We start from the raw sequence: 19,215 nt of genomic DNA, 5'->3' as shown, positions 1-19,215 counted from the left end.
CGACGCAGAGAGAGGAGGGGCTTTCATGAAGCGCCGATTCCCGAACAGATTCCCGCTCCTATGCCTTCTCCTCAGCGTGCTCCTCCTACCCCTCTCCACTACCGCCTGCCTCAGCCAAACGGCGCAGCCCGGCAAGCAACCCATTGCCCCGGCCATCGAGATTCCCCTCCCGCCGGGAGGCGAGCGAAAGGGCGTCTTTCTCATCGACTGGCTTGACGAGGGGCGGCTGGTCTTCGGCCTCCAAGGCGGCGCAGATCAGCAGTCGGCCATCTCCCTTTACGTTTGTGATCTCGAAAATAAGACATCCTCCCTTTTTTATCAGGCCAACGATGTAGTGGGCTACGAAACGACCATAAAGCACCTGCGAGACGGCGCCCTCGCCTTTCAATGCCGGGAGAAAATCATTTTCTTCAACAAAGAAACACTTCAAAAGCAGCGTGAGATCCCCTTGCCGCCGAATACGCGAGGCGTCGACCTGTCGAGTGATGGGCGTCGGCTGATCTTCTGTGATGAACAGGGCCTGCATGTGGCTGACGCCGATCTATCCAACCGGAAACTGCTCGTGAAACGAACAGGGGAGAACTTGCGTACGAAAGCGCCTTTTCGTCCGAAATGGTCCGATGACGATAGCCGGCTGTCATACATCCTGTGTCTCTATGAAGGGACAGAGGGCGTCGGCGTCATGAACCCCGATGGAACCGGGCACCGGTTCTTCTCCCTGCCTGATGTTTCCTACACCTACTGGCTGAATGACAACCGGCAGATCCTCTGTGGACAGAGCGACTATGACCAGACGACGGCCCAACTCATCGACACCACTTCGGGAAACCGCACCAATATGGACATAGAGCGCAACAAATATGAAATGAAACTGGATCCCGCCGACAAACGAGTCGCTTATGCGCTTCGCTTTGAGCGCCAGGAGCCTTACACCCATGAAATGACCCTCTATGTACGCGATGTGAAGAGCGATCAGGCCCGCATCGCCAGCCCCACACACTACCTTCTCAGAAATGTCACTTGGTCCCTATCGGGGCGGCAGTTGGCCTACAGCACCGTCTCGCAAAAGGGGGATACAAAAGTCTGGATTCAGCCCCTAAACTGACCGGAAAGTGTCTGATCTGGCTGCCGGAACGTGATTTTTTAAAAACCGGATTATGCGATGAGGTGAATGGATTGATGAGCCAACCGCCGACGCAGCGTCAATTGCGATGGATTCAAATGCTGGAAAAACAAACCGGGCTGTTATTAAGCGAACTGGATATGACCGCACTGAAGGAAAAAAAGGCCCCGGAAACGACGGAGCAAGCCGGCGATATCAAAAAGGCGTTTGACCTGTTATGCGCATTTCTGCAGGAAGTGGTATTAGCGCGGGACAATCACCTGACAGATGTTCATCTTCATGAGACGACGCGTGAAGGCGTTGCGGTGTTAAGCGAGTTTTACGACGTGCCGCAGAATATTTTAGAAATCGCCCTAAGCCAGCTACCGACGCAGCAGCCCTTACACTGAAGCCATCAAAAGTCAACGAGAAAAGCGCAGTGGGATTCTTTGTCAAACGGAGAATCCCACTTTTTCTATTTCATCGGAAAAATAAAACGGGGCCATCCGTATATGATAAGTGGCGCTCCCCACGAACGGCATTACCTAGATGTCCCAAGCAGTATATAGATACAGTTTAAAAGAATCAACTTTCTCTTTACCGATAAAGGATATCCACCTACAATAAATTGCAGGAATCGTAACTTTTACTGACTATCTGATTTACGGTCGCTTACTGATACCCGTGAAAGGATGGCATGCCCATGGATAAACCCCGAAACATCCGCAACCTCATCCTGGTTCCCTTCCTTGCCCTCACCATCGCCGCTGCCGGCTGCAGCGCAAACAAGACAACCGCAACCACCGCTTTTCCCGACGACGAGTACATCAAGCGCTTCGAACCACTAGGACCGATCCCTATCCCGGCGGACAACTCGATGACCGACGAAAAGATTCAACTGGGCAAAACCCTGTTTTTCGACCCGCGCCTGTCCGGCGACAATACACTCAGTTGCCTGAGTTGCCATAGCCCCGAGTTGGGCTACTCGGACAATCTGACCACCTTCGTCGGCTTTCAAAAAGTCGTCGGCGGGCGAAACAGCCAGACGATCATCAATTCGGGCTATTATAAGACCAACTTCTGGGACGGCCGCGCCAAGAGCCTGGAAGAACAAGCCCTCGGTCCCATCCAGTCGCCCAAGGAAATGAACCAGGAACTGGGCGAACTCGTCCGGGAATTACGGGCCGTTCCCGCCTATGTGGAGAAATTCCGCAAGGTCTTCGGCGAGGAAATCACGGCTGACAACATTGCCAAAGCCCTCGCCGCTTTTGAACGGACGATCATCGTCAACAATTCCGACTTTGACCGTTACCTGGCCGGCGACCGCGACGCCCTGACGCCCCAGGCAAAACGGGGCATGGAGATCTTTGTCAACAAAGGCAACTGCATCTCCTGCCATAGCGGGCCCAACCTGTCCGACTCCAACTACTACAACGTGGGAACCGACTCGGAAGATTCGGGACGTTTTGCCATCACCGGCAATGAAGCGGATAGAGGAAAATTCCGCACACCCACCCTGCGGGGCCTTAACTTTACAGGCCCCTACACCCATAACGGCAGCGAAGTCACTCTCGAGGATGTTGTCCATATGTACAACACCGGCGGCAAAGCCCACCCGAACAAGGACCCGCGCGTCAGGCCGCTGGGACTGACGAAGGAAGAAGAGATGGACCTGGTGGCCTTCCTCAAGTCCATGAGCGGAAAACCTCCTCAGGTGACCGCCCCGGTTATCCCCTAGGGGGCCTCCTAACGCATCGCTTCTTACATAGGAATCCTCTAGACAACAACAGGGCACGAGGGAGGAACTCCATTGATTCAGTGGTTTCATGATCTGCCGTTGCGTAGCAAGATGACCGCCATGATCATCGGCAGCGTATTTTTCTTATTGGTCGTCGGCGTGACCGGTTACTACAATATGCAGCAAATGAGCCAGCGTTCGGACGAGATGTACAAGGACCGCTTGCTCCCCATCAAGTGGTTTGACGAGGTGCAGAACAACCTGCGGGTTATGGAATCGGACATGGTCCGCCTGATCCTGACCGATGACCGCAAAGAAAAAGACGCCATCATGGCCGATGTGCGGGACCGTAAACTGGTCATCGACCAACTGCTCTACGACTACGGCAACAAGCGTCTCGAACCGGCGATCAAAGAAAAGATGACGCGCCTGCAAGACCTCCTGGTCGCTTATCATGGCGAACGGCAGAAGATCATCGACCGAGCCGTGGGGCGAAAAAAAGAAGAGGCCTTCCAGTACTACAAGCAAACGGAAACGCAACTGAAGGCCATCAACCAAATGGCTGAAGAGTTATCCCGCTACAATGTGGAAGAAGCCGCCCGACTTGACAAGAAAAACCATGAAGAAAGCGCAAGGGCCCAGGCCGTCATCCTCATCGCCATCGCCCTGGCCATCGCCACTAACGTAATCGCCGGCCTGTTCATCACCCGCCTGATCACCCGTCCCGTCCAATCGCTAAAAACGGCGATGGAAGAGGTGGGACAAGGGAATTTGAACATCAACACCGATGCGGTCACGCGCAAGGACGAAATGGGCCTGCTGGCCCAAACCCTGGCAAACACCGTCTCCAGGCTGCGCAACCTAATCGGGCAGGTCGACGATTCAGCCCGCCGCGTCTTCGACCTCTCCCAGGCGCTGACGGCCGATGTCCGCCAGACAGGCGCCTCGGCGGAACAGATCAGCCTGACCGTCAACGAAGTGGCGGCCGGGACCATGCGCCAGGCCGAACAGGCCCATGCCATCTTAACCATGATGAAAGACGCCGTCGACCAGGTGGCCGAAGGCAACCGGCAGGCGGAGAAAACATTGCAGACGGCCGGTCAGTCGACGGCTGTGGCCCGTCAAGGCCAGGCGTCGATCACCGAAGCGATCGATCACCTGCAGGTGGTCAACGGCAGCGTCTCCGAAGCCACCCTCGCCATCCAGGAACTGGGCCAACGTTCCAGCGAGATCGGCAGCATCATCCAGGTGATCACGGAGATCGCCAACCAGACCAACCTGCTGGCGCTGAACGCGGCCATCGAAGCGGCCCGGGCCGGCGAAGAAGGCCGCGGATTCGCCGTCGTGGCCGAAGAGGTGCGCAAACTGGCCGAGCAATCGGGCCAGGCCGCCTCCCAGATCACCACCCTGATCAGCGATGTGCAGCACAAGACAGCCAGGACAGTGCGGGCGATGGAGGAAAACAGCAGCGCCTTCGACCGTCAGGTGGCGCTGATCCGGCAGGGCGGCGAGGCGCTGAAACAGATCGTCGCTAACGTGGAGTCGACCGAACACGATTCTCGGCAGATCCGCGAGATCTTCAATACCTTAAAGGACAACTCCACTAGCGTATTGCACGCCATTGAGGATATCTCAGCGATCATCGAAGAGGCCGCCGCCTCCACCGAGGAGGTATCGGCTTCGGCGGACGAACAGTCGAAAACGGTTGAGACCATGGCTTCTCAGGCCAAGGAGTTGGAACTGCTGGCGAGCCGGCTCAATCAGGAGGTCAAGCACTTTCAACTGTAATCCATGCAATTCAAGATCAGAACAACGGTGAATCTCGTCCCCGGAACGGGTGTTCTCCATGAATGCCCGGAATGGACGAATACGATGCTTCGGTAGGCTTATCACCAGGAGGGACAGGGCGCCGGTTCAGGCTTCCCTGTCCTTCTCCGTTTTGAACGTTCGCTGCCAAAGAAGAATGATAACTTACATTCCGGGAAATCTATCCACAAATGTTGCTGGCAAAGGAATGTAGCCCGTGGTAACAGATGAGATGCTGCTTCAGGCTAGGCTTACCTTTAACCACCTATCATGGCATCACTACGTCAACGCCGAGCTTTTTTCCGTCGGCTGGTGGTTTATCGTAGGAATGCTCGCGATCTTCTACTTTACCTGGTGGAAACTGCTGGATAAGAGCCGGTTCATGGAAATCTTGCTCTTCGGATCGTTCATGGCTGTGACCAATGCGTTTATGGACAATATCGGCACCAGTTCGAGTCGCTGGATGTACTTCACACGCCTCGTCCCGCTCAGCCCAGGGCCCTTTCCGATTGACTACACTGTTGTCCCCATCCTTTTTATGTTGGCTTACCAGTACACAAATTCTTGGAGATCTTTTCTCATCGGATCATCACTGGCCGGATTGCTGTTGAACGCCGTGATCTTTCCGACAATGGTGAGCATAAACATCAAACACCACTATAATTTTCAGTTATACTGGTACTTCTTCTTTGTTGTTGTGGCCAGTCTGATTTCTCGGTACCTCATACTGGCGATCATCAAAACACAATTCAGCGCTGAGGGGATCAAAAACCCCTCAACCTTGCTCAGCCCAGCTTTGGTTCCCGCGCGGAGACCGCACGAAGAAGACAAGGAGTAACGTGCAACCTCGTCTAATTTCATCAGGATTTCTGATTGGTCTGCGGGGTGAGCATCTCCCCCGAATTGAGGACAGAAGGCCGAAACGGCCCATATCTGTCCTTTTTTAACGTTTAAAACCATGTCCACAAACATTGACGGGGGTCTTTGCGAGGCGTAAAATCTAGTTATCACAATATCATTATATTTGGATATGTGGATGTTTAGTGTGTTAGACTTTTTCGTCTGGGTGCTCTCGTTTTTCAGAATGCTCGTTCCTCCTCGCATGCGCATTTCTTCACTTACGAATTCGGACTTTTCTATCGGTTTTTTCCTTCCCTCTATCAGATGGTTCACTCTTTACCTACATGGGAGGACGCCCATATGGAAAACGATTTCCGGCAATATGCAAAAACGGCGGAACTGCTCAAAGCCCTGGCCCACCCGGTCCGCCTCTGTATCCTGCGCGGACTGGCGCAGAAAAGCGACTGCAACGTATCCCATATGCAACACTGCCTGGACCTGCCTCAGTCGACCATCTCCATGCACCTGCAGAAGTTGCGAGCCGCCGGGGTTGTCGTCGGGGAACGCAAGGGCCTGGAAGTCAACTACCGCATCGCCAATGATCAGATCCGCGCCCTGCTGTCTTGTCTCTTTGACATAGAGACCTGAATAGCGCACCATGAAAAACACGCAAGGAGAGGTATGTATGAGCAAAAAAGTCGTCATCGTGGGGGGCGTCGCGGGTGGGGCATCCACAGCAGCCCGGCTGCGCAGGCTTGACGAGCAGGCAGAAATCATTCTCTTTGAACGAGACGGCTACATTTCCTTTGCCAACTGCGGCCTGCCGTACTACATCGGCGAGACCATCGTCGAACGGTCCAACCTGATCCTGCAAACGCCGCAGATGATGCTCGACCGGTTCAACATCGACGCCCGCCTGCACAGCGAGGTGGTGTCCATTGACAGCGCGCAGAAAAAAGTGACCGTCAAGAGCGCCGACCGGGGCGTTTACGAAGAGACCTACGACGTGCTCGTCCTCTCGCCGGGGGCGAAACCCTTTGTGCCGCCCATCGCCGGCGTCGGGAGCGACAAGATCTTTACCGTCCGCAACATCCCCGACGCCGACCGGATCAAGGCTGTCGTCGACAACATGGCCCATAAAAAAGAGGGAACAGAGGCCGTCGTTATCGGCGGCGGTTTCATCGGTGTCGAGATGGCAGAGAACCTGGTCGAGCGCGGCATCGCCGTCACCCTGGTGGAGGCGGCGCCCCATATCCTGCCGCCCTTTGACGATGATATGGTCACCCTGGCCGAGAAGGAACTGGCCGATCACGGCGTGCGGGTGATCGCCGGCGACGGGGTGCAAGGATTTGCGGAGATTCCTGACCGCGACGAAATCGAGGTCGCCCTGCAAAGCGGCGCCCGCCTGAAGGCCGGCATGGTCATCCTGGCCATCGGCGTCAAGCCTGATGTGGACTTTTTGAAGGGCTCGGGCCTCCAGTTCGGCCCCCGCGGCCATATCGTCGTCAATGATCGCATGCAGACCAACCTGGACAGCGTCTACGCCGTCGGCGACGCCATCCAAGTCGTCGACTTCGTCAACGGCAGCGAGACGGCCATCCCCCTGGCCGGCCCCGCCAACAAACAGGGCCGCATCGCCGCCGACAACATCTGCGGCATCGACAGCCGCTTCCGGGGCTCCCAGGGCACTTCCATCATCAAGATCTTCGGCCTCACCGGGGCGGTGACGGGTAACAACGAACGCACCCTCCGCCGCCTCGGCATGGCCTACCGGGTCGTCCACGTCCACCCCAATTCCCACGCCTCCTACTACCCCGGCGCCACGCCGATCACGCTAAAGGTGCTATTCGATGAAAGGGGCAAGGTGCTCGGCGCTCAGGCCTTCGGCTATGACGGCGTGGACAAGCGCATCGACGTTATCGCCACGGTCATCCGCATGGGCGGGACCATCGACGACCTGAAGGAACTGGAACTCTCCTATGCGCCGCCCTATTCATCGGCCAAAGACCCCGTCAACATGGCCGGCTTCCTCGCCGAAAACGTGCTGGCCGGCCGGGCGGACCTCTTCGTCAGCAGCGATATTGACGGGATGGACCGGGAAAAAGCCGTGCTGCTCGATGTGCGCACCGACCTGGAGTATGAAAACGGCCATATCCCCGGCGCGATCCATCTCCCCCTCGACGAGTTGCGTCCGCGGCTGGGCGAACTGGATCCGAGCAAAGCGTACTGGGTGTACTGCAAAGTCGGCTTCCGCGGTTACCTGGCCGAACGAATTTTGAAGCAACGGGGTTTCAAGGCGAGGAACCTGTCCGGGGGCTATGCGTCCTATGAGATCGCCCACTATACGGTGGGAAAAGCCGGGAACGATACTCGGATGCCGGAGCAAGGCGGCTCGACCCCCCTCCCTTCCCGGCCCATTGACTTCTCCGAACACGACCGCAAGTTAGACGCCTGCGGTCTCTGTTGCCCCGGACCGCTGTTGCAGGTGAAAAAGTGCATTGACCAGATGGCGCCGGGTCAACGACTCTATGTGGAAGCCTCTGACCCCGGCTTTTTCAAAGACATCGAAGCCTGGTGCAAACGCACCGGCAACGCCCTGCTCCACCACGCGAAAGATGGCGGGCAGATCAAGGCGTTGATCCAAAAAGGCGACACGCAGGCCGATCATCAGGCCAATCGCGCGGCATCCCAAGAGGGAGGAGAACCAGCGCCCATGAAGGACAATAAAACGATCGTCGTCTTTAGCGGCGACCTGGACAAAGCCATCGCTTCCTTCATCATCGCCAACGGGGCGGCCTCCATGGGGAAGAAGGTGACCCTGTTCTTCACCTTCTGGGGCCTGAACATCCTGAAAAAAGAAAATCCCCCGTCGGTGACGAAGGGCTTCATGGACAACCTCTTCTCCATGATGATGCCCAGCCACAGCAAAAAGCTGCCCCTCTCAAAAATGAACATGATGGGCATGGGCGCCAAGATGATCCGCATGGTCATGGCAAACAAAAACGTCCAATCCCTCGAAGAGTTGATCAAAGCCGCCTTGGACCAGGGGATTGAACTGGTGGCCTGCCAGATGTCCATGGACGTGATGGGCGTCAAGGCAGAGGAACTGATCGACGGCGTTAAGATCGGCGGCGTGGGATACTACCTGGGCGAAGCGGAGGATTCGAACGTCAACCTGTTTATCTAATGAAAGAGCCCAAAAGGCATCCCCTGCTGGGAAGCGCCTTTTGGGCTCTTTCGCTATACCGTAAAGCGTTTCATCAACGCTAACTGACCTTGCGCCATATCGCTTAATTGCAATGAAGAATCGTTCACATTATGGATCGCCGCCACCTGCTCCGTCGTCACAGTCGCGATCTCTTTACAGGACTCCGCCGTGTCCTTCGCTATGCGATACATCTCCTCAATGCCGGCAGACACTTCCTCCGTTCCGGCAGAGATCTCTTCGGCGGCTGCGGATATTTCCTGAATATCTCGCGCTACACCCTTCGTCGATTGGAGGATCTCACGAAATGCCTTTCCAGCCTTCTGAACAACGACGCTGCCCCTGTTCACTTCCTTCGTCGTCTCATCCATCACCCCGACAGCCTGAGCGGTATCATCTTGGATTTGGCGAATGATCTCTGAAATTTGGCGAGTAGCGTCCGCCGACTGTTCGGCCAACTTACGCACCTCTTCTGCCACCACCGCAAATCCCCGTCCCGCTTCCCCCGCCCTGGCTGCTTCAATGGCGGCGTTTAAGGCGAGCAGGTTCGTCTGTCCGGCGATTCCCGTGATCATCGCCACAATCTGGCCGATTTTTTCAGAGCGGACGCCCAACCCCTCCATCACGGCAGCAAGATTGTCGACAGAGGAACGAATCTGCCCCATCTGCGCGATGACTTCTTGGATGGTCTGGTCTCCTCGCTGCGCCTGTTGGGAAGCCGTTGCGGCAGAACAAGCAACCTTTTCGGCGCTTTCAGCGATATGCTGCACGCCCTGGGCGACTTCTTCAATGGCGCGAGCGCTTTCAAAGGCGCCTGCCTGCTGCCGGTCCGCGCCACTGACCAGTTGATCCATCATGTTCACAATCCGATTCGCCGACAGGGTGATTTGCTCGGCGCTTGCGGAAAGCTCTTGGGTGGAAGCGGCCACTTGATTGCTCTTACCGTTGGCTTGTTTGATCAAGTCTTGCAGGTTATCCATCATCGAATTAAAGGCATGGGCCAGTTGACCGAACTCGTCATTGGCATCCACCGGCAAGCGATGGGTCAAATCGCCGCCGCTCCCTGCCAATTCACTCACCTTATCCTTCATCTTACCGATAGGACTGGAAATGCGGTTCGCCATGAAGAAGGCGATGCCGGTGCAAAGCAGGAGCGCAACAAGGACTAATCCGTAGTAAATCGTCTTCACTTCATGTATGGCAGCGACATCAAAAATCTCTTTGGTGGGTGTCGCCACGGCAATGTGCCAGTCATAAATACCCACTGGAACAAATGAAACATGATACTCGACGCCGTTTTCATTCACCATAAAGGTGCCCGGTTTTTTGTTTTTTGCTTGTTCCGCGATATTTCTCCAATCGCTGTTCTTGTCTTCCGTTAAAACACGGTCCCACAAATCTTGATGATTGGGCGATGCGATCACCCGGGTTTCCACCTTGTCTCCGCCTTGGCCGAACATCAACACAAAACCATGTTCACCAATCTTGTATTGACTGACCAACCTCGATACATAATCCATGGACAAAAAACCGGACAACCCGCCGCCAATCTGTTTGCCCTCCTGGTAGATCGGCACCGCAATCGGAAGCACTTTACGCCCTGTCGATTTCGATATGTTAGGCATACAAATGAGCGCTTTTCCAGATTTCGGACCTTCATAATAATCGCGGCCCTTTAAGTTGACCGGCGGGGTTGCATGGATTCCCCCTGAGTGAATGACTTCATCTCCATTGGCTGCTGTGGCAAGAAAGTGCGAATATACGCCGTTCGACTTGTCGACGATTTCTTTTAAGTACGGGTCTCCCTGTTGCGCAGACAACGATTGAATGTACGGCGAGTTCGCGATGTGGTTCACGATTTTTACTTCCGATTCAAGCCGGTCCTGAATCAGTGAGGCGATTGACTCCGCTTGGGCCTTATGACTAGCAAGCATCTGCTGCTTTAATTCCTTTTCGGAACCTTTGAAGAGAATATAGCCGCCAATCAACAATGGTAACAGCGTCATGGAGACCATGCTCACCAGTATCCGATTTCTGATTGTCATCTTCGTATGCGGCAAAAAGGGGAATCAGGAATCCCCATTCGCCTCTATCCTCCTTTATGCCTTCGGTAATCCCCCTTCACCAGGATCGTCGTCGCCCCAGTTCACCATTGGGCTACCTATTTTCGCGGACAAACGCGTTATTCGCTGATGTAACCGTATTCGCAAAGTAACCGTATTCGAGGACTATTTGAGTACATAAGTTTTTACCACCAAAGCATATTTCTCCCACAGTTCCGACAAGTCCTTCTTGTTTATGTAAATAAATTCTTTTTTTCATTTGAAATTCAGTTTTTAATCATCTTTGAAAAAGATACGCCTTCTTAGCCCACTGTTACGAAATAAAAACAAAAAAATCAACGACCGTTTATTTAGCCGTTGATTTTTATCCTTTGATTATTTCCCTTTGAAATATGCCATTGGACTTTTGCGTTGGTCTTTCACTTACCCAAGCCACAAATGACGATTCCTTCAATGAGGGAGTATCATCAGTTCAATACTCGAAATGTTTAGTTGTGCAGCGCATACACACAGGCGTTGTGCAGCACCTTCAGCCCGGCTTTTTCCGCCGCCTCGACGGCCTCGGCGCTTTCCGCTCCCGGTTGGAACCATACATAGTCGATGCCGATGGACTTGCTTTCATCGACCAACTTCCGGCTTACCTCCGGCGGGGTGACCAGGTTGATCACCTGCGGCACCTGGGGCAGGTCTTTCAGTTCCGGGTACGTCGGGTCGCCGTCCACCTCTTTGATCGCCTTGTTTAAGGCGTAGACGGTGTACCCCTTTTGTTTTAACTTGCGGTAGATCTTATAGGCCCACTTTTCCTCGCTGCGGAAAGAGCCGGCCACCACCCAGACTTTTTGCTCCAGCATGGACGTAATCAGGTCTTCCATTGCGCGCACCCCATTTACTCTTTGTACCTGCTTCTTATCATACCAGAAATATTATCTTCCATTAACAAGGTTTTACTCCTCTGTCGGACCTCGTAATGTCCAACCTCGTTATATCCAACCTCGTTATGCGCCAACGGAGAATCGTCAATGCCTCTGAACCCTTTGCCGCCCCATGGATAGACACGAAGCGAACACTCGTCTCAACAACCCTCTTGACGATGCGCCTTCCCACGTCTATATTAACAATGTGAATATAAACATCGAGAATAAATCCTGAATGCTGAAAATACTTTTTCCCATGGGAGGTGCTGGGTTGAAAGGGCAAGACGTGATCCTGGGGGTTCTCCACGATACGCCCATGTCTGGTTATGACATCAAACAGCATTTTGAGAAATACCTTCCCGACATGTTTGTGGCCTCTTTCGGCACGATCTATCCAACGTTAAACCGGATGGAGAAGGAAGGGTATATCGAGAAAGAGATCATCGTCCAGGAAGGAAAACCGAACAAACACCTGTACCACATCACCGCAAAAGGCAAAGAGGCCTTCCAAGCCTACATACAGAGTCCCATCGAACCGAAGACCATCAAATACGACTTTATGATGCGCCTGGTCTTCGGCAAACATGCCTCAGAAGAACAACGATTGAAGTGGCTTAAGCAAGAGTTGGCCCAATTAACGGAGGATCTCGACAAACTAAAAAACGTGGAGCAAGAGCCCTGTCTTTGCGCCAGTGAAAGGCTTGCTTTGCGGCTCGGATTGGCGATACAACAAGGCGCCGTCACCGAACTGGAGAACATCATTTCTGAATTAGAAGCGCCGGATCACAAGAACTGATGCCGGCATAGGACAACATAAAAAGATCATAAGGAAGGGTACATCATGCGAAAAGCTCATATGATCCGTTCAGCCGCCCTCATCCTGTCGGCCTCTATGTTGCTGACAGCTTGCGGGAAAAGCGACACGCCGGAAAGCGCGGCCCGTAGCGTCGAAATCGTCACCGCAGCGATGAGCAGCCAACAACTGAACGGCGAGTTTTCGGGAACGCTGCAAGGCCTGGAGGAGGCTGTCTTATCCTTTGAAGTGGGCGGCCGCATCGCCTCGACGCTGGTCAAAGAAGGCGACAACATTCCCGCCGGCGGCGTACTGGCGCAGATCGATCCATCCGATTACGCCCTGGACCTGGACGCCGCAGCGGCCGCAGCGGCCCAGTCGGGTGCCAGCCTGCGGCAGGTGGAAAACGGCGCCACCGCTTTTGAGGTCAAACAGGCCCAGGCCACCATGGAAAAAGCCCGCGCCAATCTGGACAGACTGAAGGCCGATTTTGAACGGTACAAAGTTCTCTACGATAGCGGCGCCCTCTCCCGGAGGGACTTTGAAAGCGCCCAGACCCAGTTGACCGTCGCCGAAAACGATTTTACATACGCCGAACAGGTCTACCAAAATGTCCTCCACGGCGCGCGCGACGAAGTCAAAGAGCAGACCCAAGCGGTCTATGAACAGTCCCTGTCGCGCCAGAAAAAGGCTGCCTTAACCTTGGACAAGACGCGGCTGAAAGCGCCCTTCTCCGGGACGGTGGTCGCCAAACTGACCAATGCGGGCCAACTGGTCGGCGCGGGTACGGCCATCTACAAAATCGCTGCGATTGATACCTTGAAGGTCGTCATCCCCGTCCCTGACCGGGAGATTGGCGACTGGCAAAAGGACGGGACCGTCACCGTCGACCTCTACGGCCAAAAGCGTGACGGCAAAATCAAGTACATCTACCCCGCCGCCACCCAGAACACGGGGACCGTGGGCGTGGAGATCTGGATCGACAACCCGAACCGTGACTGGCTGGCCGGTCAGGTGGTCCGGGTCAATCACGTCAACAAGGTGAAGGAAGGCCTCTGGACGCCGGTGCAGTCGGTCGTCCGCCGCGGCCAGGATAAACCCTATGTCTTTGTCCTGCAAGAGGGCCGCGCCGTCAAGCGCTTCGTCGAAATCGGCGAACTGATCAACAACCACCTGGAGGTCAAATCAGGCATCCAGCCGGGCGAACAGATCATCACCAGCGGCGTCGAACGCCTCTTCGACGGCGACGCCGTCGCCCCGCTCACTGCCGCTGCGCCTTCGCCAGCCCCCGCGCCTGCCTCCGCCCCTGCCCCCGCCCCTGCCCTTGTCCCTGCGCCTTCCCCCGCGCCCGCTCCTGCGCAAAACGCCTCCCCCTCCACAGGCGGAGGCCAGTAACCATGATCGAATACATCGTCAAAAAACGCAAAATCACCCTGCTCTTTTTCGTCATGATCACCCTGCTCGGGCTCTTCAGCTTCTATGGCTTGCCCAAGCAGGAAACGCCGGACATCGTCGTCCGCACCGCCGCCGTGACGACCATCTACCCCGGCGCCATGCCGTCCAAAGTGGAGCAGGCAGTCACCCGCAAGATCGAGGAGCAGATCAAAGAAATCCAGGGCCTCAAATCGATCACCTCCACCTCCAGCCTGGGCGTCTCGTCGATTATCATCGAGTGCAACGACGACATCGAACCGGAAGGCCGTTGGGAGGAGCTTCGCAAAAAAGTCAAAGATGCGGAAAAGGATCTCCCCGACGACTGTAAACAGCCCATCGTCAACGATGACCTCAACCGCACCTTTATCATGACCTTCAACATCTCCGCCGACCGGCACGAAGACCTCTATTCCCTACGGGACATGATTCAAAACTGGAAAGACCAGTTGCGCACCATCCCCCACGTCTCCAACGTCACCGTCACGGGATTGCCGGACGAGGAAGTCCGGGTGACCGTGGACAGCCAAAAACTGCGGAACTTCGGCCTCTCCTGGGGCCAAGTCTTAAACGCCGTCAAGCAGTTGAACGAAAAAGCCCCCCTCGGCGATATCCAGGGGGATAAGCGCACCTACGAACTGGCCTTGCGGGAGGTCAAGGATGTGGGCGAGTTCAGCCGCTCCCTCATCGCTCGCACGCCCGAGGGAACGCCCATCTACCTCAAAGACATCGGCACGGTCGAACTGACGACCAAACCGGTCGACGTCTACGCCTACCACAACGGTCGCCCGGCCATCAGCATCAGCGTCAGCCCCGAAACGGGCAGCGACATCCCCTCGGTGCAAAAAAACATCGATAAGACCCTGGACTACTTGAAGACGACCCTGCCCAACTGGGCGAAGATCGACCTCGTCTATGCCCAAAACGAGCGGATCGACGAACTCTTCTCCGACCTCACCCGCGAGACGCTCATCGCCATCGCCGCCGTCGTCCTCGTTTGCACCTTGGGCTTAAACATCACCACATCCTTCGTGGTCATGATGGCCCTCCCCATCTCCCTGGCCGTCGGCCTGATTCCCTTGGGGAGCTTCGGCGTGACGTTGAATCAGATCTCGGTCATCGCCCTGATCATCGTCCTGGGCATCCTCGTCGATGACGCCGTCGTCGTCAACGACAACATCGAGCGCCGCCTCGCCGTCCTCGGCGAAAGCCCGACGGAAGCCGCCATCCGGGGCAGCAAGGAAGTCGCCATCTCCATCCTGACGGCCACACTGGCCACCATCTGCGCCTTTGCGCCGCTGGCCCTGCTCGACGGCAACGTCGGTTCCTTCATCAAACCCATCCCCATCATCATCACCCTGGCCATGGTGGCCTCGATGGTCATGTCCCTGTCGGTCATCCCCATCTTCCGGGAGTGGCGGGAAACGCGCCGGCAGGGAAAGGGACAAGACAATGGGCAAAGCAGCGGACAAAGCGGACAAAGCACCAGCCATGCCGAAACCGCATCGGCTGATGATTTTTACCGAAAACCTGCCGGTCTGCTTGGCCCCCAGATCCAGCGGCTCACCGCCTATTACGCCGGGACGTTGATGCCCAAGATGCTTCGTCACCCCTTGCGCACCGGCTTGATCGGCGTCGGTGTCGCCTTGATTGGCTACGCCTTAATCCCCTTTACGCCGATCCAACTGTTCCCCACGGCCGACCGCGCTGAAATGTTCATCAACGTGCGCACCCCCGTCGGCACCAGCATTGCGGAAACGGCTCGCACTCTCAATGAGATCTGCCGCTGGGTCGATGAACAGCCAGGGGTGACCATGACAGCCGGCTATGCAGGAACCTTTGCCCCGAAAATGTTCAGCGGCGATACGGGCTTGGGCAACGCTGACAACATCGGTCAGATCGTCGTCAAAGTGGACAAGGAGAAACTGCCCACATCGAAAGCGGTCGCATTGTGGGAAAAGGAACTGTCCGAGCGTTTCCCTCAAGCGACGGTCATCCCGAAAGAAATGGAAGGCGGCCCGCCGGTGGGCAAACCCATCGTCGTCCGCCTCTACGGGAGCGACGTGGAACAGTTGCGCGGCCTCTCCCAGCAGGTCCAGAACATCATCAAAGATATGCCAGGGACATTCGATATCAATGATTCCTTCGGCGTCGACAAATACGCCCTCAACTTCCAGGTCCGCAAGGACATGATGGATGCCCTCCTGGTGAATGAAGGCGACCTGTCCCGCACCATCCGCCTCGTCAGTGAAGGCCTGTCCGTCAGCAAGTATGACACGGGGCGCGACCTGATCGACATCACGCTGTACAGTGAAGCCAAAGGCGTCGATCCCCTGACAGCCATTCACCGCCTCACCGTCCCGAACGCCCGGGGCGAGCAGATCCCCCTCTACCAATTGGCCGATGTGAAGCCCGGTTTTGCCATCTCTTCCATCTCCCACAGAAACCTCTCCCGCGTCGTCACCGTCTCTTCGGACCTGAAAGACCGGACGGCCACGGAAGCGATCGCCGAACTGAAGCCGAAGCTGGAGGCCCTGCAAATGCCCGACGGTTACCGCTACGAGATCGGCGGCGAGACGTCCGACCAGACCGAAGTCTTCGTCGACATGGGCAAGTTGTCGGTAGTCGTCGTCTTCCTCATCGTCATCCTGATCGCCATGCAGTTCTACTCCCTGTCGATCCCCTTCCTCGTCTTGAGCACCATCTTCCTCGCCTTCGCCGGCAGCCTGATCGGATTGTTCATCACGCGAACGCCCCTCGGCTTCATGACCATGATGGGCGCTATCTGCCTGGCCGGCATCGTCGTCCGAAACGGCATCATCCTCGTCGAGTTCATCGAAGAAGCCCGCCACGGCGGTCAGGAATTGATCGAAGCCGTCATCTCCGCCGGTGAAGCCCGGTTGCGGCCCATCCTGCTCACCTCCGGCACCGCCATCGCCGGCCTGCTCCCCCTGGCCATCTCGGGCGACGTGCTCTTCCAGCCCATGGCGGTGACGATCATCTCGGGGCTGTTCTTCTCCACAATGCTGACGCTCGTGATCGTGCCGTGCTTTTATACGGTGTTAGCCAGGGTGAAGGGGCGGATAGGGAAAACAACCTCATTAAGGTAGCAACTTCAAGAATCCTAAACGAGAAGAAACCTACTGCATTGTAGCGGCAGGTTTCTTCTCGTTTTCTGATATTGTTTTTTAGAACATCATTCCGTCAAAGGCACTTGTCCATTTGCCGGCCTCCGGCTGTTGAGTCAATTACTGTAACACACCAAATAACCTTTCTAATTCAGGTACATCTTTTTGGATAAAGTGGTTGAATCTTTCCCCAACAAGTCCTTTTGCCCGATTGACTCTCTCACCGTAATCATTCGTTTGTAGTTCGCTATCTTCTAACAACTTAATCTTGTAAATTCTCGTATTGTGTCTATCCACGGCATTCGAGGCTATTCCATACACCCACGCTAACTCCACCGTATTACGATGGTCATAATAAACCTTTAAGGCCCTTTCCCTATTGTGCTTTTCACCACGGGAGATGAGCAGCTGAAGCGTATATGCATCTTGCCTTAGCTCACATTCAAAAACAAATAACCTTCGTGAATTGATTAATAGTGCGCCGCCTTTTGAATCTGCAAGCGTCATGTTGTCCGAAGTAAAACGAATCCTCGAATCACCGCAACGACCCAGTCTAAAATTGGCGTTATTTATCAGGAGCCTTACATGTTGATTGATTTCACCGCGAATGTCGATTAAATCCATCTGAATCCTCTCCCGCTTCCATATCCTATGTGGCAGATCCCTTTTCGCATCATTAGGCGTCAATCTCAATTGCTTTCTTCTGAATGTTAATTCTACGCTTACGCCTACATTCTTTCAAATCTTTTGAACTCTTTATTGACCGAATTTGGTTCTCGGATTCGCATAGGAACCCATGTCGGGCATGGTGGCAGCCTCTCTGTTCCATCGTGAAACCATATTCCGGCAGACCGCCGCTACGTATTCGCCTGACCCAAACCGGCCGGTGGGAACGGCTCACCTTGGCCTTCCCCTTTTTCAAGGTCTCTTATGGCCCTGTTCCGGCTGATCGCTGCGGCCAGAAGGATCACGAGAACGCCGGCGATGATGAACATCAGCCCGATCCCCCGCCCCGTTCCGGCGCCGATCAACCTGCCGACGGTCGGTGCGAGAAGGCCCTGTTCCATCAACAAGGGATTGAAGACATCGTCGGCCAAGGGGCCTGCCAAACCATAGGCCACAGGATAGCCCAACTGGGTGACAAGGGAGATGATCGACCAGACGCGCCCTTGCTTTTCGTTGTCTACATTCCGGCGGATCAGCACTTCCAGGCTGGTCTGGACAAAGGGCAGCGTGAAGAAAAAGAGAAAGCCGGATACGATGATGAAGTGCCTGTTCGTGGAGCAGCCAATCCATGCATAGAACAGCCCGACCAAAAACAGGGACAGGGAGATCGTGCTGACATGACGTTCAGAACCGCCCATCACCCCTATCAACAAGCTGCTGACCAGCAGTCCGGCAGCGCAGAGGGCCTGCGTGACGCCAAAGCTTTCGGCGTCCATCAAATGGAGCAGCATCGGCCCGAAGAGGGTCTGCAAAAAGCCAATATAGAAACAAAGCACCGACGTGATGGCGATCAGGATGACGATGCCTTTGTTGCCGGTGATCGCATGAAAGCCCTCTCGCATTTCTGAAAAGAGTTGCGGTTTTTCCACTTTTCGCAACGAAGTGGCTTGGTTCGCCCGCACGAAAAAGACAGCCAGCACAGCGATGAAGAAGGTAGCCATATCGATGAGGAGGATATATTTTATGTCTATCCGGTTGAACAAAAAACCGGACAGGACCGGTGAGACGAGGTACTGGGACGAGGCGGCGAGTTGCATCAACCCGCTCGCCTGGGCGAACCTTTCTTCTGGCAGGAAGTCGGACACCGAAGCCTTGTAGGCTGGGTTTTGCAAGGCTGCAAATACCGAACTGATGGCTGCGCCCGTGTAAATCTGCCACAGCGCCAAGTGGCCGGAAAGCAGCCAACCGAGAATGAATAGCAAGCCCATGGCCGACCCCAGGTCGCCGGTGATCATCATCAGTCGCCGGTCAAAGCGGTCAGCCAACACCCCGCCGACAGGCTTCAGCAACAACGACGGCAGAAAGGAAAAAAGCATGAGCAGGGCATAACTCGTGGCGCTCTCCGTCGTCTGATACACGAACAAGCCGAGCGTAAAAGCCGTCAGCCCGCTCCCGATGTTGGAGATCAACTGTCCGGACCAGACAACCATGAATCTGGAGAAGCCGTAATTCTGAGCCATTTTCTGCTC

14 protein-coding genes are annotated in these 19,215 nt (G+C 55.3%); 10 read left to right on the top strand and 4 right to left on the bottom strand.

Annotated elements, in window-relative coordinates; translation table 11 throughout:
• Positions 1-25 precede the first annotated feature (25 nt).
• The 7 genes from GTO91_RS05640 (at position 26) to GTO91_RS05610 (ending at position 8,673) form a co-directional block, all read left to right on the top strand.
• Positions 26-1,105 carry a TolB-like translocation protein gene (locus tag GTO91_RS05640; RefSeq protein ID WP_161256168.1) on the top strand — a complete coding sequence of 360 codons (1,080 nt, stop codon included), beginning with the start codon at positions 26-28 and terminating at the stop codon, positions 1,103-1,105.
• 74 nt (positions 1,106-1,179) lie between these two features.
• Complete coding sequence (locus GTO91_RS05635; RefSeq protein WP_161256165.1) at positions 1,180-1,512, top strand: hypothetical protein; 333 nt, start codon at positions 1,180-1,182, stop codon at positions 1,510-1,512.
• A gap of 293 nt (positions 1,513-1,805) precedes the next feature.
• Entirely contained in the window at positions 1,806-2,840 is a 1,035-nt protein-coding gene (locus GTO91_RS05630) for a cytochrome-c peroxidase (protein ID WP_207708975.1), read from the top strand.
• 72 nt (positions 2,841-2,912) lie between these two features.
• A complete protein-coding gene (locus tag GTO91_RS05625; RefSeq protein WP_161256159.1) occupies positions 2,913-4,628 on the top strand; it encodes a methyl-accepting chemotaxis protein in 1,716 nt (571 codons plus the stop codon).
• A 235-nt stretch (positions 4,629-4,863) separates the two neighbouring features.
• Positions 4,864-5,484: a CBO0543 family protein gene (locus GTO91_RS05620; protein WP_161256156.1), complete on the top strand. Its 621-nt coding sequence runs from the start codon at positions 4,864-4,866 to the stop codon at positions 5,482-5,484.
• 362 nt (positions 5,485-5,846) lie between these two features.
• Positions 5,847-6,134 carry an ArsR/SmtB family transcription factor gene (locus GTO91_RS05615; protein WP_161256153.1) on the top strand — a complete coding sequence of 96 codons (288 nt, stop codon included), beginning with the start codon at positions 5,847-5,849 and terminating at the stop codon, positions 6,132-6,134.
• Positions 6,135-6,171: 37 nt separating this feature from the next.
• Entirely contained in the window at positions 6,172-8,673 is a 2,502-nt protein-coding gene (locus GTO91_RS05610; protein ID WP_161256150.1) for a DsrE/DsrF/DrsH-like family protein, read from the top strand.
• 53 nt (positions 8,674-8,726) lie between these two features.
• Here the strand turns inward: GTO91_RS05610 and GTO91_RS05605 are convergent, their stop codons facing one another.
• The gene (locus GTO91_RS05605; RefSeq protein ID WP_161256147.1) at positions 8,727-10,706 is read right to left on the bottom strand and encodes a methyl-accepting chemotaxis protein; all 1,980 of its coding nucleotides are present in this window, start codon (positions 10,704-10,706) and stop codon (positions 8,727-8,729) included.
• A gap of 536 nt (positions 10,707-11,242) precedes the next feature.
• Entirely contained in the window at positions 11,243-11,626 is a 384-nt protein-coding gene (locus tag GTO91_RS05600) for a CoA-binding protein (protein WP_161256144.1), read from the bottom strand.
• Positions 11,627-11,939: 313 nt separating this feature from the next.
• Here GTO91_RS05600 and GTO91_RS05595 point away from each other — a divergent pair, with 313 nt between their 5' ends.
• From GTO91_RS05595 to GTO91_RS05585, 3 genes are read left to right on the top strand one after another with little or no spacing between them, the layout of a single operon-like run.
• Complete coding sequence (locus GTO91_RS05595) at positions 11,940-12,464, top strand: PadR family transcriptional regulator (protein WP_161256141.1); 525 nt, start codon at positions 11,940-11,942, stop codon at positions 12,462-12,464.
• Between the two features lie 45 nt (positions 12,465-12,509).
• Complete coding sequence (locus GTO91_RS05590; protein ID WP_207708974.1) at positions 12,510-13,856, top strand: efflux RND transporter periplasmic adaptor subunit; 1,347 nt, start codon at positions 12,510-12,512, stop codon at positions 13,854-13,856.
• A gap of 2 nt (positions 13,857-13,858) precedes the next feature.
• Positions 13,859-17,002: an efflux RND transporter permease subunit gene (locus GTO91_RS05585; protein WP_161256138.1), complete on the top strand. Its 3,144-nt coding sequence runs from the start codon at positions 13,859-13,861 to the stop codon at positions 17,000-17,002.
• A 138-nt stretch (positions 17,003-17,140) separates the two neighbouring features.
• Here the strand turns inward: GTO91_RS05585 and GTO91_RS05580 are convergent, their stop codons facing one another.
• Both GTO91_RS05580 and GTO91_RS05575 read right to left on the bottom strand, forming a co-directional pair.
• Entirely contained in the window at positions 17,141-17,644 is a 504-nt protein-coding gene (locus tag GTO91_RS05580; protein ID WP_161256135.1) for a hypothetical protein, read from the bottom strand.
• A 233-nt stretch (positions 17,645-17,877) separates the two neighbouring features.
• On the bottom strand, positions 17,878-19,206 hold the full coding sequence (locus GTO91_RS05575) for an MFS transporter (RefSeq protein ID WP_161256132.1): 1,329 nt from the start codon (positions 19,204-19,206) through the stop codon (positions 17,878-17,880).
• Positions 19,207-19,215: the final 9 nt, after the last annotated feature.

The organism is Heliomicrobium undosum, assembly GCF_009877425.1.
Classification (GTDB): Bacteria; Bacillota; Desulfitobacteriia; order Heliobacteriales; family Heliobacteriaceae; genus Heliomicrobium; species Heliomicrobium undosum.
The sequence above is the reverse complement of the archived record's forward strand: the minus strand, read 5'-3'. Positions and strand labels throughout refer to the sequence as shown.

What these genes read in the sequence shown, in the direction of transcription:
- GTO91_RS05640 (WP_161256168.1), top strand. Translation starts at nt 26, where the DNA reads ATGAAGCGCCGATTCCCGAACAGATTCCCGCTCCTATGCCTTCTCCTC.
- GTO91_RS05635 (WP_161256165.1), top strand. Translation starts at nt 1,180, where the DNA reads ATGAGCCAACCGCCGACGCAGCGTCAATTGCGATGGATTCAAATGCTG.
- GTO91_RS05630 (WP_207708975.1), top strand. Translation starts at nt 1,806, where the DNA reads ATGGATAAACCCCGAAACATCCGCAACCTCATCCTGGTTCCCTTCCTT.
- GTO91_RS05615 (WP_161256153.1), top strand. Translation starts at nt 5,847, where the DNA reads ATGGAAAACGATTTCCGGCAATATGCAAAAACGGCGGAACTGCTCAAA.
- GTO91_RS05610 (WP_161256150.1), top strand. Translation starts at nt 6,172, where the DNA reads ATGAGCAAAAAAGTCGTCATCGTGGGGGGCGTCGCGGGTGGGGCATCC.
- GTO91_RS05605 (WP_161256147.1), bottom strand. Translation starts at nt 10,706, where the DNA reads ATGGTCTCCATGACGCTGTTACCATTGTTGATTGGCGGCTATATTCTC.
- GTO91_RS05600 (WP_161256144.1), bottom strand. Translation starts at nt 11,626, where the DNA reads ATGGAAGACCTGATTACGTCCATGCTGGAGCAAAAAGTCTGGGTGGTG.
- GTO91_RS05590 (WP_207708974.1), top strand. Translation starts at nt 12,510, where the DNA reads ATGCGAAAAGCTCATATGATCCGTTCAGCCGCCCTCATCCTGTCGGCC.
- GTO91_RS05585 (WP_161256138.1), top strand. Translation starts at nt 13,859, where the DNA reads ATGATCGAATACATCGTCAAAAAACGCAAAATCACCCTGCTCTTTTTC.
- GTO91_RS05580 (WP_161256135.1), bottom strand. Translation starts at nt 17,644, where the DNA reads ATGGATTTAATCGACATTCGCGGTGAAATCAATCAACATGTAAGGCTC.
- GTO91_RS05575 (WP_161256132.1), bottom strand. Translation starts at nt 19,206, where the DNA reads ATGGCTCAGAATTACGGCTTCTCCAGATTCATGGTTGTCTGGTCCGGA.